The sequence below is a fragment of the Desulfuromonas versatilis genome, assembly GCF_019704135.1.
Taxonomy (GTDB): Bacteria; Desulfobacterota; Desulfuromonadia; order Desulfuromonadales; family NIT-T3; genus Desulfuromonas_A; species Desulfuromonas_A versatilis.
Map to the genome: position 1 here is coordinate 2,069,290 of NZ_AP024355.1, position 12,645 is coordinate 2,081,934.

The 12,645-nt window shown below is 64.3% G+C and carries 18 protein-coding genes; 7 read left to right on the top strand and 11 right to left on the bottom strand.

The window, feature by feature from the left end:
• Together tesB and DESUT3_RS09100 are read left to right on the top strand one after the other, a co-directional pair.
• A complete protein-coding gene (gene tesB / locus DESUT3_RS09095; RefSeq protein WP_221252167.1) occupies window positions 1-870 on the top strand; it encodes an acyl-CoA thioesterase II in 870 nt (289 codons plus the stop codon).
• On the top strand, window positions 860-1,609 hold the full coding sequence (locus DESUT3_RS09100) for a YkgJ family cysteine cluster protein (RefSeq protein ID WP_221252168.1): 750 nt from the start codon (window positions 860-862) through the stop codon (window positions 1,607-1,609). The genes tesB and DESUT3_RS09100 overlap by 11 nt, the downstream gene beginning before the upstream one ends.
• Before the next feature lie 143 nt (window positions 1,610-1,752).
• Here DESUT3_RS09100 and lysM read toward each other — a convergent pair whose 3' ends face one another.
• From lysM to DESUT3_RS09120, 4 genes are all read right to left on the bottom strand, one after another.
• The gene (gene lysM / locus DESUT3_RS09105; RefSeq protein WP_221252169.1) at window positions 1,753-2,208 is read right to left on the bottom strand and encodes a peptidoglycan-binding protein LysM; all 456 of its coding nucleotides are present in this window, start codon (window positions 2,206-2,208) and stop codon (window positions 1,753-1,755) included.
• Between the two features lie 61 nt (window positions 2,209-2,269).
• Window positions 2,270-2,866 carry a DUF937 domain-containing protein gene (locus DESUT3_RS09110; RefSeq protein WP_221252170.1) on the bottom strand — a complete coding sequence of 199 codons (597 nt, stop codon included), beginning with the start codon at window positions 2,864-2,866 and terminating at the stop codon, window positions 2,270-2,272.
• 239 nt (window positions 2,867-3,105) lie between these two features.
• Window positions 3,106-3,447 carry a flagellar basal body rod C-terminal domain-containing protein gene (locus tag DESUT3_RS09115; protein WP_221252511.1) on the bottom strand — a complete coding sequence of 114 codons (342 nt, stop codon included), beginning with the start codon at window positions 3,445-3,447 and terminating at the stop codon, window positions 3,106-3,108.
• Window positions 3,444-3,818 carry a hypothetical protein gene (locus DESUT3_RS09120; RefSeq protein ID WP_221252171.1) on the bottom strand — a complete coding sequence of 125 codons (375 nt, stop codon included), beginning with the start codon at window positions 3,816-3,818 and terminating at the stop codon, window positions 3,444-3,446. Before DESUT3_RS09120 ends, DESUT3_RS09115 begins: the two co-directional genes overlap by 4 nt.
• Window positions 3,819-4,024: 206 nt before the next feature.
• On the opposite strand from DESUT3_RS09120, the gene DESUT3_RS09125 reads away from it, so the two are divergent.
• Window positions 4,025-4,732, top strand: a complete 708-nt coding sequence (locus DESUT3_RS09125) for a cytochrome c biogenesis protein CcdA (protein WP_221252172.1) — start codon at window positions 4,025-4,027, stop codon at window positions 4,730-4,732.
• A gap of 9 nt (window positions 4,733-4,741) precedes the next feature.
• Window positions 4,742-5,251: a peroxiredoxin family protein gene (locus DESUT3_RS09130; protein ID WP_221252173.1), complete on the top strand. Its 510-nt coding sequence runs from the start codon at window positions 4,742-4,744 to the stop codon at window positions 5,249-5,251.
• A gap of 1 nt (window position 5,252) precedes the next feature.
• Here the strand turns inward: DESUT3_RS09130 and DESUT3_RS09135 are convergent, their stop codons facing one another.
• A complete protein-coding gene (locus DESUT3_RS09135; protein ID WP_221252174.1) occupies window positions 5,253-5,522 on the bottom strand; it encodes a YkvA family protein in 270 nt (89 codons plus the stop codon).
• Between the two features lie 115 nt (window positions 5,523-5,637).
• On the opposite strand from DESUT3_RS09135, the gene DESUT3_RS09140 reads away from it, so the two are divergent.
• From DESUT3_RS09140 to DESUT3_RS09150, 3 genes are read left to right on the top strand one after another with little or no spacing between them, the layout of a single operon-like run.
• On the top strand, window positions 5,638-5,868 hold the full coding sequence (locus DESUT3_RS09140; protein ID WP_221252175.1) for a ferritin family protein: 231 nt from the start codon (window positions 5,638-5,640) through the stop codon (window positions 5,866-5,868).
• A gap of 21 nt (window positions 5,869-5,889) precedes the next feature.
• Window positions 5,890-6,306, top strand: a complete 417-nt coding sequence (locus DESUT3_RS09145) for a DUF2231 domain-containing protein (RefSeq protein WP_221252176.1) — start codon at window positions 5,890-5,892, stop codon at window positions 6,304-6,306.
• A 10-nt stretch (window positions 6,307-6,316) separates the two neighbouring features.
• A complete protein-coding gene (locus DESUT3_RS09150; protein ID WP_221252177.1) occupies window positions 6,317-7,057 on the top strand; it encodes a head GIN domain-containing protein in 741 nt (246 codons plus the stop codon).
• 6 nt (window positions 7,058-7,063) lie between these two features.
• Here the strand turns inward: DESUT3_RS09150 and DESUT3_RS09155 are convergent, their stop codons facing one another.
• From DESUT3_RS09155 to DESUT3_RS09180, 6 genes are all read right to left on the bottom strand, one after another.
• On the bottom strand, window positions 7,064-7,684 hold the full coding sequence (locus DESUT3_RS09155; RefSeq protein ID WP_221252178.1) for a V-type ATP synthase subunit D: 621 nt from the start codon (window positions 7,682-7,684) through the stop codon (window positions 7,064-7,066).
• On the bottom strand, window positions 7,681-9,021 hold the full coding sequence (locus DESUT3_RS09160) for a V-type ATP synthase subunit B (RefSeq protein WP_221252179.1): 1,341 nt from the start codon (window positions 9,019-9,021) through the stop codon (window positions 7,681-7,683). The genes DESUT3_RS09155 and DESUT3_RS09160 overlap by 4 nt, the downstream gene beginning before the upstream one ends.
• A gap of 204 nt (window positions 9,022-9,225) precedes the next feature.
• On the bottom strand, window positions 9,226-10,839 hold the full coding sequence (locus DESUT3_RS09165; RefSeq protein ID WP_221252180.1) for a V-type ATP synthase subunit A: 1,614 nt from the start codon (window positions 10,837-10,839) through the stop codon (window positions 9,226-9,228).
• Window positions 10,836-11,156, bottom strand: a complete 321-nt coding sequence (locus DESUT3_RS09170; RefSeq protein ID WP_221252181.1) for a V-type ATP synthase subunit F — start codon at window positions 11,154-11,156, stop codon at window positions 10,836-10,838. The genes DESUT3_RS09165 and DESUT3_RS09170 overlap by 4 nt, the downstream gene beginning before the upstream one ends.
• A complete protein-coding gene (locus DESUT3_RS09175) occupies window positions 11,153-12,076 on the bottom strand; it encodes a V0D/AC39 family V-type ATPase subunit (RefSeq protein WP_221252182.1) in 924 nt (307 codons plus the stop codon). The genes DESUT3_RS09170 and DESUT3_RS09175 overlap by 4 nt, the downstream gene beginning before the upstream one ends.
• The gene (locus DESUT3_RS09180; RefSeq protein ID WP_221252183.1) at window positions 12,073-12,645 is read right to left on the bottom strand and encodes a V-type ATP synthase subunit E; all 573 of its coding nucleotides are present in this window, start codon (window positions 12,643-12,645) and stop codon (window positions 12,073-12,075) included. The genes DESUT3_RS09175 and DESUT3_RS09180 overlap by 4 nt, the downstream gene beginning before the upstream one ends.

Sequence of the window (12,645 nt, forward strand, 5' to 3'; positions counted from 1 at the left end):
ATGAAAAACCTGGTTCAGGACCTGGTCAAACACCTCACCTTGGAGCGGCTCGAGGAGAATCTGTTCCGCGGCGAAAGCCGCGACGTCGGCCAGAAAAGCGTCTTCGGCGGCCAGGTGCTCGGCCAGGCGCTGATGGCCGCTGCCCGTACCGTGGAGGGGCGCCAGGCCCATTCGCTGCACGGCTACTTTCTGCTCCCCGGCGACCCGCGGGCGCCCATCGTCTACGACGTGGAGCGCATCCGCGATGGACGCAGCTTCACCACCCGCCGGGTGGTGGCCATCCAGCACGGGCGGGCGATTTTCAACATGGCGGCCTCCTTCCAGATCCGCGAGCAGGGGGTGGAGCACCAGGCGCAGATGCCCGAGGTTCCTGGGCCCGAGGGGTTGGCGGACAAGGCCGAACTCGGCCGGCGTGCCGCCGAAAGGGCCTCGGGCCGGGTGAGGCGCTTTCTGCTGCAGCCGCGGCCCATCGAGTTTCGCCCGGTGGCGCCCGACGATCCCCTCGAGCCCGAGCCCCGTCCCCCGCAGCGCCAGCTCTGGCTGCGCGCCGCCGCGGCCCTGCCCGATGACCCGGCCCTGCACCAGGCGGTGCTGGCCTACGCATCGGATTTCTCCCTGCTCGGCACGGCCTTTCTCCCCCACGGCCTGTCCTTTCTGCAGCGCCAGGTGCAGGCGGCCAGCCTCGACCATGCCATGTGGTTTCACCGGGAGTTTCGCCTGGACGATTGGCTGCTCTACGCCATGGACAGCCCCAGCGCCGGCAACGCCCGGGGGCTTTGCCGGGGGAGCATTTTTACCCGCGATGGCAAGCTGGTGGCCTCGGTGGCCCAGGAGGGCCTGATCCGCAAGGTCGACGACCATGGAGAATGAAGTGTTTCAGGACCGCAGGTCGGCATGGGCCGGACTCAAAGCCGACCTCGGGCGGCAACATGGACAATTTGACCAGAGCTGCCGTGAGTGGCTTGGGCGCTACTCCGACGCCGGCGGCCGGATCTGGTGCGCGCGGGGGTGCCGCGGTTGCTGCAACCTGGCGGTCAACGCCACCTTCAGCGAGGCGCTGCTGGCAGCCGAGGTGCTGACCGCAGCCCAGGACGCCTCCCTGGGCGAACACGTGGAACGCCTGCGGCAGATGCTGCCGGAGGCCGGCGATTTGAAATCCTATCTGCGTCTGCACCGGCGTAAGGTCGGGTTCTGTCCCTTTCTCACCGAAGACGGGGCTTGTGGCATCTACGCCAGCCGGCCTTTTTCCTGCCGCTCACTGCTTTCCACCCGCAACAGCGACTGGTGCGCCGTCGATTTCGGCGATCTGCACCCCCTGGAGAAGCAGGCCTTTCTGAGCGGGCTCGACCGGGAGGTGGTGGCCTATCCGACCCATTATGTCGCGGCCACTCAGGGCCTCGGCGCGCAAATGGAAGCCGAGGCGACTCGGCGGATGCTGGAGACCTTCGGGGTTGCGTTGACCGGGAACTTCGCGGTGCTGGTCTACCTGGAAAAGAAGCATGGGCTGAGCCGGGTTGTTGCAGATGGGGCGGGGAGGGTGGAGGAGTTGCTTGCGGAAGCGGGGATGGAGCATCCGTTTCTGGTCAGCTTGAAAGTTTTTCCAGGCTGATTGATTAAAACCAAAGTCAAAACCCAAGGGACGCGGCCCCTGACGCCGCCCAACCCTTTGCTCGCCCAAAGGGTTGGATCCCAAAGGGTGGAAAAGAGTAAGGCCCGACCAGCGTTCGCCGGTCGGGCCTTTTTGTTATGGGCCTAGTGCAGCGGCGGGATGCGCAGCATCTGGCCGGGGTAGATCTTGTTCGGGTCCTTGAGCAGCGGCTTGTTGGCTTCGAAGATCAGCATGTACTTGTTGGGATCGCCGTAGACGCTCTTGGAGATCCGGGACAGGGTGTCGCCGCTTTTCACCGTGTAGAAGTTCGCCTCGGGCTCATGTTTGGCGACCTTGAGCTGATCGTCGACCTTGGCCACCCCCTGGGTGTTGCCCACGGCCAGCAGGATTTTTTCCTTCTCCTCCTGGGAGGGGGCCGTGCCGCTGATGCTGGCGATGCCGTCCTTGAACCGGATCATCAGATTGTCGGCCCGCAGGCCGAGCCCGCTGATCACCTGGGTCAATTTGTTCGCGGCTTCCTTGTTTTTTTCTTCGCTTGCACCGGAGAAGAGGTCGAAGAGCTTCTCGCCGGCGTCCTTCACGAAATCCAGAAGTGCCATATCTGCTCCTCCTTGGCTTGGGTTGCAATCAGGCTTCGGAGGCAGGTGCGCGGTGGCTGGGTCAATGCAGGATTCTGCGCAGCAGCCCGAAGCCGTGTCGTACCAGGTCGCCCATATCCACATCGCCGTCATTGTCGGCATCGAGCAGGCGGCTGAGGACCCCCATGGCCTGGGGGTTCTGCTGCTCGACCGCCTGAGCTTCCTGGTTGAGCAGGTCGTTGATGCCGCGGGAGTCGAGTTGACCGTTGCGATGGGCCTTGCCCAGGGCGGCCATGACCATCGGCGCAAGAATGGTCAGCAGTTTGGCCATGGACCTCGAATCGAGGCCGCTGGCCCTGCTAAGACCGGCCTCCACACTGGGCCGCCTGGGCCCCAGGAGGTGCCCAAGGATTTCCTCGCCGGCACCCGCTTCCGCATGATTGAGGAAATAGCCGAGGTGGTCGAGCAGGCTGCCGTCGTGATCCTGGGAGACGGCCTGGAAAAGCTGTTCGGCCCCCCCGCTTTGCGTGGCATTGCGTTGCAGGGCGCCGATGAGCACCGGCAGGGTGGTCTGCAGGGCATTGGCCGTGGCCTGTTCATCGGCGCCGATTTGGCGGCTGATGGATCTCAGTTCCTCGCCGCCCAGGGCCTGGTTGAGAGTGTCCGTAATCCACGTCATGTAAAGACTCCCTATTGCTGCGGATGTTGACCGGCTACAGGTATGTCCGGAAGGGGTGGGCGAAGGTGGGATGATGGGAAATGGACAACCATGTACTTATTATTTCTATCGCAGAAAAAGGCCCAGTCAAGTAGCGAAAGGGACCGAATTTGCGACGAAATTTAACTCTGTCATTCCGCAGGGTTTCGCTGCCGTCGCCAGAGGGGACGGTCAGCGTTGGGGGGGAGGAGGGTGATGGCTCACCCTTTGATGTCGATCAGGGACCCGATCATTTGATCGGAGGTCTCAAGTACTTTGAGATTGGCTGTGTAGAAGGCCTTGGTGGGGATGATGGCGACGGCCTCCTCGGCCAGATCGACGTTGGACAATTCCCGCTCGCCGGATGTTTCCTGAATCACCGGTCCTGGCTCCTGAACCTTCTCAACCCGGGCCGTAACGCCTCCGGCCTCGGTTTCGGCGAGGATGGTGCGGCTTTTCTTGAAGCCGTCGCTGGCGGCATTGGCGATGTTGTCGGCGTGAACTGCCAGTTTGCCCGCCATTGCCCGGAGTCCGGAAACGCTGGTATCCATTGACTTGATCATGAGGCTTCACCCTGGGTTTTTCCGCCGAGAGCCGAGCGGATCTGCTCGAGCAGTTGCTGTTTGATAGGCAGGGGCATGTCGCAGATCTGACGCTCCTGCCTGTTGCCATCGACAAACCTAAGTACCACTTCGCGGTTGCGAGTCGCTTCGACCGAATGGTCGGCCGTCGGCTCGAGTAATTGGCCTCCAGTCCACCGGAAAGTGTAAATCCCGGGTTTCAGCTTGCCCTTTAGGCGGGCCAACTCACTGGCGGCGGCCCGCTCGACCGCCTTTTGGCGATCATCCAGCCTTTTGCAGAAAGGCATGGCCATGCGGCCAAGCAGAATGACGCCGACAGCGATGGCCAGGAGTATGCTGGAAAGCTCGCTCATGGCTGCTCCCTTTCAGTCTGGATGCGGTTTTCTGCGTAGTGAAAGTGCAACAATCCGGCCAATTCCGCGATCTGAAGGATGGTCCCACTGCTCCAGGGTCCGGGCAACAGGCTCGAGATTCGCTGGTTCCAGGCGGCGGCGGGTTTATATGGTAAATTATTAGTACTTCAACCGCAGGGCGACACGCCGATGAATGGAGTAACGGAGTGACCGATCTTTCTGGCAACCTGGGAGCCTATCTCGATGCTGCGCCCCCCATGGCCCTGGCGGCCGCTTTCGTCGGCGGGGTCCTGGCGAGCCTGTCTCCCTGCCTCTACCCGATGATTCCCATTGTTTCGGGTTACGTTGGCGCTCGCGCGCTGGATAAGCGCAAGCGCCTGCTGGCCTTCTCTCTTTCGCTCAGTTATGTCCTGGGAATGGCCTTGGTCTATGCCCTGCTGGGGATGATCGCGGCCCTGAGCGGCAGTTTTTTCGGGCAGATCAGCAGCAGCGCCTGGGCCCAGGTGGTGGTGGCGAACCTGCTGATCCTGTTTGCCCTGAATATCCTTGAGGTGCTGCCCATGCCGACTCTCCCCCAGGTCAAATGGACCGGGTCGGGCCGGGGGGGGATGGTCGGGGCCTTTCTGGTCGGCGCCGCCTCGGGGCTGGTGACCTCACCTTGTACCTCCCCGGTGCTGTTCGGGCTGCTGACCTACGTCGCAACCACGGGCAGCCTGTTTTACGGGGCGACACTGCTGTTCTCCTTCTCCCTCGGCATGGGGATGCTGTTGGTGGTGGTCGGAACTTTCGCTGGACTGCTCGCGGCCCTGCCCAGGCCGGGGCGCTGGATGCTGGCGGTGAAGAAAATGCTCGGGCTGCTGCTGATCGTGCTGGCGGAATACTTTCTGCTGCGGGCCGGGCAGGCATGGTTTTGAGAGGATCGCATGCGTATTTATCGTGGAATGCTGATACTTTTTCTGTTGACCGTTTTCGGTTTGGCGACGCCCCCTCGCGGCGTCCAGGGGAACGACGACCTACTGCCGGAATTTTCCCTGCTCACCCTCGAGGGAGAGCGAATCACCCGGGCCGATCTGCTCGGACATCCCTTGCTGCTGGTCTTCTGGACCACCTGGTGTCCCAACTGTGAACGGGAGCTGCCCAACATCAAGAAGGCCGCGGCGGAACTCGGGCCCAAGGGGCTGAAGATTCTGGCGATCAATGCCGGGGTCAACGATTCGGTAGAGAGGGCGCGGGCCTATCGGGAGAAACACGATATCGCCTATCCCCTGGCCTTCGATCACGAATTCGAGGTCTCCGCCGCAGTGGGTATCTGGGGGGTGCCGACGGTGCTCCTGGTCGATGTCGATGGGGTGGTGAGGTACCGACAGCCGCTGCTGCCCAAGGACATGGAGCAATGGCTCGCGCGGCTTGGCAAAGGGAAGGGGGCGCGTTGAGCTATCCCCCTTTGCGGAGGCTGCGGGTGCCATCCTGGTCCTTGGTGAATACGTTGGTCAGGTCGAGACCGAAATATCTCAGGCACATCAGCAGCAGGGCCACCGCGGCAGCTTCGTCGAGGTTGCCCAAAAGGGGGATATTGTCGGGGATGAGCTCGATCACCCCGACCCCGATATTCAGCAGGTAGAGCAGGGCGATCAGGCCCAGGCAGAGAACGATGAAGGTTTTCCCCGGCTCTTTCGGCTGCGGTGATGCAGGGCGCTGGTTCACGGTTCACCTCCAGGGGGCGGGCAGTAGGCGCACAGGCGACTGAGGGTGCGCACTTTTCATTGTAACAGCAATTTCGCGGGGCGAGCGTGCCGCCACCATCGGCAGGGGGCCGGGAGTGAAGAGGACCATCCGAGAATTGGAAAAAATAGCCGAGGTCTATGCCATCGCCCGGCGCCGGGAACGGCGCTCCATCGAATTTTATCGGCAAGCCGCGGCCGAGGTCGAGGGTGAGGCCGAGAAAAAACTGCTGTCGGAATTGGCGGATATGGAGGAGGCGCACTTCCAGCAGATGCAGAGTTGGTACGACGAGGCGGTGGCGAAGCTGCGCAAACTGCGGGAGCGCTGAAACGAAGGAAGGGCGTGGAGAGTGCGGAAGATCAAAATCCACATGCATGCCATCTCGGTTCATTTCGCCAACGGCCTGATCCCCACCTCGCTCCTGTTCCTTTTCCTGTTTCTGCTGACCGGCAACCCCGACCTGGAAAAGGCCGTCTTTTTCACCTTGCTGGTCGGCACCGCCGGGATTTTCGCCACCCTGGTGACCGGGCTGGTCGAATGGCGAAAAGATTACCAAGGGGCCTGGGTTCCGGTGTTCAAAAAAAAGCTGTTCCTGGGCTTGCTGGCCCTGGTCGCGGGGCTCGGCGCCAGCGCTCTGCGCTGGCTGTTTCCCCAACTGCTGTACACCGCGGAGCCCTTGAGCTGGCTGTTCGTGCTTCTGGAACTGCTCTGTTGCGGAGCTGCTGCCTGGGCCGGTTATCTTGGTGGTCGGCTGGTTTTTCATTAGGAGGATGGCCATGAAAAATCTGCTCTTCACCCTGGCATTGCTCCTTGGCTGTGCAGGCGCCTTTGCCGGCACCTGGGTAAGCGTTGATGCGGGCGGCGCTCAGGGAGCGGGCTCCACGGTAGTGATCATCGACGGCCAGGTGACCGAGGGCGGGGAAAAAGCGGACAGGACCCATGGATCCGGGGTTCTCGAGACCCGGAGGCGCGAAGTCGGCGATTTTGTGAAGCTGTGGCTGAATATTCCAGCCGAGGTACGGATCGCCACGGGGGAAAAGTCGGATCTCACCATGACCGCCGACGACAATCTCCTCGCGGTGATCAGCACGGAGGTACGGGAGGGGACCCTGATCATCTCTGCGGAAAACGACTTCGTTACGGCCAATCCCATCCGCATCGAACTGCGCGTTCCAGATCTCGAGGGGGTGACCGTCAACGGTTCGGGTTCGGTGCGGCTCGAGCAGGCGAAGGGGAGTGAGCTGGCCTTGGTCATCTCCGGTTCGGGCAAAATCGCCGCTACGGGCAGGGTCGAGGAGCTGTCCGCCGTAGTGAATGGCAGCGGCGAGATGGTCCTGGATGAGCTGCGGGCGCACACGGGCAAGATCCAGATCAACGGCTCGGGGCGGGCTGTCCTCAAGGTCGAGAAACACCTGAAGGCGACCGTCAACGGCAGCGGCCAAATCCACCTGGCGCTTGAGCCGGAGGAGCTCGATTCGCGAATCGCCGGGTCGGGGAAAATCCACCACCCGCGCTGACCCTGTTCACTGCTCGCGGCGGTCCTTGAAGCGCTTGAGCCTGAAGTAGGCTTCGCGCTCGCGTTCGCCGATATACTGGGCGATGCTGCGGATCTGCCGGTTGAGCTTGGGCAGCACCCTCTCCTCGAGCACCCGTGAGCGCCGGGTGACCTTCTGAATCTCCTCGCCGAGCTTTTTCAGCTTGCTCTCGAAGGTGGCCACCTCGAGCATGGCCTCGACGATTCTTTCGAACAGGAAATACGACTCCTCCAGGTGCGCCGTGGTGGCGGCGAAATCGTAGCTGCGCTCCTCGGGGGTGCGGACCAGCTCGCCGTGGACGGTCAGATCGCGGTAGCGGACCCCCATGACGTTTTTCTGCTGGATGTCCACCCCGATCTCCCGTTCGCCGATGGCGGCCAGCGATTCGATGACCTCGCGCCCCTCGTGCCCCTGGCTCAGGTGCAGCTCGGTCAGCCCCAGCCGGTAGTCGCGGCGGATGGCGTCGCGCGAGTCGAGAAAGGGGGCAATGGCAGTCAGAAACTCGCGGATCAGCGCCTGGCGGCGGGCCTTAAGGATGGCGATGCTGCCGGCCACCGAGGCGGTCTTGCCCTTGAGCATCAGCAGGTTGGTGCGGGTCGGGTGAATCATCCGGCCTCCAGCTTGAAACGGGCGAACAAGGCCAGCCCGGCGTCGAGGGTCTGCTGGATATCGCGCCGCGTGCTCCCCTGGTGAACCAGTTCCTTTTCGAAGGTTTCGGCAAAATCGAGCATCAGCCGGTCGGCCTCGGTCATACCGTCACGGCCGACGATGGCCTCGAGGCTGCGCAGGTCGCGCCCCTTGGCGTAATGCTTGTAGAGCAGGTTGGCGATTTTGCGGTGGTCCTTGCGGGTGCGCCCCTCGCCGATCCCCCGCTGCATCAGCCGCGAGAGGCTCGGCAGCACGTCCACGGGGGGAAAGATCCCCTTCTGGTGCAGTTCGCGGCTGAGCACGATCTGCCCCTCGGTGATGTAGCCGGTCAGATCGGGGATCGGGTGGGTGATGTCGTCCTCGGGCATGGTGACCACCGGGATCTGGGTCACCGAGCCGGGCAGGTCCTTGATGCGCCCGGCCCGCTCGTAAAGCGATGCCAGGTCCGAGTACATGTAGCCGGGGTAGCCGCGCCGGCCGGGCAGTTCTTCGCGGGCGGTGGAGACCTCGCGCAGGGCGTCGCAGTAGTTGGTCATGTCGGTGATCACCACCAGCACGTCCATGCCGTGCTCGAAAGCGAGGTATTCGGCCACCGTCAGGCCGAAGCGGGGCGCCAGCAGCCGCTCGACCACCGGGTCGTCGGCGAGGTTGATGAAGGCGACGAAGCTGGTGCGCATCTGCTCGAGGGTGCGCCGGTAAAAGGAATATTCGTGGTAGGTCAGGCCCAGGGCGACGAAGACCACCGTGAAGCGCTGGGCGCCTTCCTCCTCGGCCCCGGCCAGGCGGGCGTTTTTTAGAATGCCGGCGGCGATCTCCCGGGAAGGGAGCCCGGCGCTGGAGAAGATCGGCAGCTTCTGCCCCTTGACCAGGGTGTTGAGCCCGTCGATGGTGGAAAAGCCGGTCTCGATGAACTGCTCCGGGCGGGCCCGCGCCACCGGGTTGAGCGGGTAGCCGGTGACCGGCACGCGGCGCTCGGGGATGAACATCGGCATCCCGTCCAGCGGCTGAAAGGAGCCGTTGTAGACCCGGTCGAGCACTTCGAGGGAGAGGGGCGCCTGCTTGACCGCATCGGAAAACACCACCCGGGTGCTCTCCACGTCGAGCCCCCGGCTCTCGCCGAACAGCTGCACCAGCACCGTATCCCCCTCGATCTTGAGAACCTCCCCCTCCATCTCGCGCCCGTCGGGAAAGTGGATCTTCACCACCTCGCCCATGCGCACGCTGACCACCTGCTCGACAAAAAGCAGCGGCCCCTGGATCGAGGCGATGGTCCCGTAGCTGTGTTCGGCAAGTCTCATGGTTTAAGTCCGTGATGCGTAATGCGTAATGCGTGATTAGTGGTTGGCGAAGCGAAGCTGATTGGCCTCGCCTTGGCCGCGGTCCGATCCGACCGATCGGTCTGATCCGACGGATCAGTCGGATTCCACGCGGCCCCAAAAGGGTCTTAATCCGATTTGATCAGATTTGATCTGCGTCCCATTTGCCATTCAGCCTTTACCTTCTCAAGAACACTCCTTCAAAATGTCATCCAGAAACTCCCCCTTCGCCAAGCGCTCTCTGGCGCCGCGGTAGAAATCGAGAATGCCGCCGATGCGCTCCAGGGTCTTGTCCGGCGGGGAGAAGGCGTCTTCGGTGTAGGCGTTCTGCGCCAGAAACTCCTGGCGGATGCGCTCGGCGGCCTTCATCAGCAGCCGGTCGCTGTCCTGCAGGCCCTCGCTGCCGACGATCTCGGCGACTTCGCGCAGCCCCTCCTCGCGCTGCAGCACCTCGCGGCACTGCTGGCGCAGTTCGCCCCAGCGCGGGTCGACCTGTTCGCCGAAGTGCCGGGTGACCTCCTCCTCGTACAGGGAAAAACTCTGGAACCAGTTGATGGCCGGAAAGTGGCGGCGGTGGGCGAGGCTGGTGTCGAGCATCAGAAACGAGCCGGTGGTGCGCAGGCAGGCCTGGGTGACCGGCTCGGTGAAATCCCCCCCCGGCGGCGACACAGAGAGGATCATGGTCAGCGAGCCGGTCTGGCCGCCGAGGGTCTCCACCACCCCGGCGCGGGCGAAAAATTCCGCCATCCGCGAGGCGAGGTAGGTGGGGTAGCCCTCCTCGCCGGGCATCTCCTCCAGGGCCGAGGAGATCTCGCGCAGCGCCTCGGCCCAGCGCGACAGGCTGTCGGCCAGCAGCAGCACGTGGTAGCCCATGTCGCGATAATATTCGGCCATGGTCACGGCGGTGTAGATCGAGGCCTCGCGGGCGGCCACCGGCATGTTCGAGGTGTTGACCACGACCACCGTGCGGGCCATCAGCTCCTGGTCGGTCCAGGGGGCGCGCAGGGTGGTGAACTCCTCGAGCATTTCGGCCATCTCGTTGCCCCGTTCGCCGCAGCCGACGTAGATGACGATGTCGGTGTCGGCGAACTTGGCGATGGACTGCTCGAGGATGGTCTTGCCGGTGCCGAACCCGCCGGGGAAGATGGCCGTGCCGCCGCGGGCCAGGGGGAACAGGAAGTCGATGCAGCGCTGACCGGTGACCAGCGGCAGCTGGGTGGCGAGCTTTTTGCGGTAGGGGCGGGGGCGGCGCACCGGCCACTCGTGGCTGGGCAGGATCCTGGTGCCGTCTTCGAGGGTGGCGACGGGCTTGCCGGGCTCCAGTTCGCCCTCGGCAACCTCGGCCAGGGTCCCCGAATGGCTGGAGAGGATGCAATGGCGAAACGGCCCCTCTTCCACGCAACCGATGATTTCGCCGGTCATCACCTGCTCGCCCGGTTTTTTCTCCGGGGTGAAGCGCCAGTGGACGGTCTCGGCCGGCGGCGCCTCGCGGCCGGCGTGAATGAAGGGGCCGTCCTTCTGGAAGATCCAGCTCAGGTGGCGCTGCAGGCCGTCGAACATCTGGTTCAGCAGGCCGGGCCCGAGGCGTACCGTCAGCGGCCGGCCCACGCCCTGCACCGGTTCTCCCAGCCCGAGGCCGCGGGTGTCTTCGTAGACCTGCACGATGGCCCGCTCGCGCTCCAGGCGCACCACCTCGCCCATCAGCCGGGCGCCGCCGACGGAAACCCGGTCGTAAAGCTTGAGGCCCTTGAGGTCGACGGTGACCGTGGGGCCGGAGATGCCGGTGATGCGCCCCTTCATAGATTGAGCCTCACCTGGTAGCCGATGGCCCTGCGCACCAGGCGCAGGGCGTAATCCTCGATTTCGATTTCCGGTTTTTCCGGCGCCGGCAGCACGATGACCAGCCCCGGCCAGCGTTTTTCGATCTCCTGCAGCTTCTTTTCCGGGATCGCCGGCACCAGCCGCTCGTCGATCACCACCACCCCGGTTTCCGGCTGCTGGACCATCTCCCCCAGGGCCCGGTCGACCTCCTCGGGTTCCAGGGTCAACTGGGTGACCCCGGCCAGGCTGAAGCCGTAACGGGCGTCGGCGGGAGTCAGAAAGACGATGCGTTTCATGCGATCAGCTCCGCGGCCAGGGTCTCCTCGGGCAGGTCCCTGCCGCTCAGCAGCACCCCGAGGTTGCGGGTTTCGAGGGTGCGGCGCCAGAGGTAATCGAGCACCGGCCCGGCCTCCTCGTAATCCCTGGCCTGCCGGCGGATCTTCTCCGAGAGCCTGCGCAGCAGGGCGATTTCCAGTCTGGGGTCGGCGAGCTGGATCGCCGGTCCGAGGGTGCGCTGCACCAGACGCTCAAGGGTTTCGAGGCGACCGGCCCGGATCAGCGCTGTCATTCTAGTATGGGGCAGCTGTCCGCCCGGCAGTAGTTCGGGAATCTCTTCGAGCTGCCAGCGCTGGTGTTTGGCCAGGGCGAACAGGTTGCGCAGATCGATCTGGCTGGCGATAAAAAAACGAACCAGGGGATGCCGGCAGCCATGGGTCGCGTGGGCCAGCATTGCCCCGGCCAGGGCATTTTCGAAGGGGCGCAGCTCACCCTGCTCGGCGTAGGCCAGAAGCGGCGCAAAATCGGGCGCCTCACGGGCCAGCTGCCTGGCCAGCCCGGTCATCGCCGCCTGGAAGGAGCCGATGCTGCGCAGGGGCTTGAGAAGCCTGCCGTCGAGCAGGCTCTGCTCCAGAACCTCCTCGACCCGCCCCGCCTCGCGGGCCTTGCGGTTGCGCAGGGCCAGGACCAGGGTGCGGATTTCGAAAAAGCAGAACGCCGGGGCGAAGCGGCGGCGCAGCCGGGTGTTCAGCTGCCGGTAGACCCAGGCATGTTCCTTAAGCAGGTCGCGCCAGAGTTCCTCCTCGGAGGCCCCGGCAGGTGCGCCCTGGCGCAGGGCCGCCTGCCAGTCGCGGGTGAGGCGTGCGCTGCGCGCCCGCAGTCGGGACAGCAGGTAAGGCGTCGGGTAACCCGGAAAGGGAAGCTCCCTGAGCAGGGTCATGGCTTTTCCACTTTTGCGGCCAGATCTTCGAGCAGGCCCGGCAGCAGGGTATCCCAGGCACGCTCGAGCCGTTTGCCCAGGGTGTTGTCGATGCGCACGCGGCCCTGGTGGGCCACGGCCTCCATGCCTCCGGCGATCTCTGGATCGGTGGCGATGGCCACCTCCGGGAACTGGCGGCGGGCCAGGCTTTCGTCGGCCGGGTTGACGCGGATCTGTTCCCAGTCGAGGTCGGGCAGTTCCGCGGCCAGGGCGCCGAACAGACCCTGCGGATTTGTTTCCCTGAGCCCCGACAGGGCCTTGCGGGCCGCCAGGTAAAGCCGCTCGGCCAGGGCGTTGGCTGCCTCGGTCCTGAGCTGCCGGGCCTGACGCTGGGCTTCGGTGAGCACCGCGGCGTGTTCCTCGCGGGCGATTCTGCGCTGCCGGCGGGCCGACAGGGCGGTTTCCTCCGCGAGCCGAGCCGCCGCCTCGGCCCTGAGCTGTTCGACCTGCTGGTCCGCCTGGCGGCGGATTTCCCGGGCTTTTTCCTCCGCCCGTTGGCGCAGCGATTCGATGAGCTCGTGGTGGCTCAT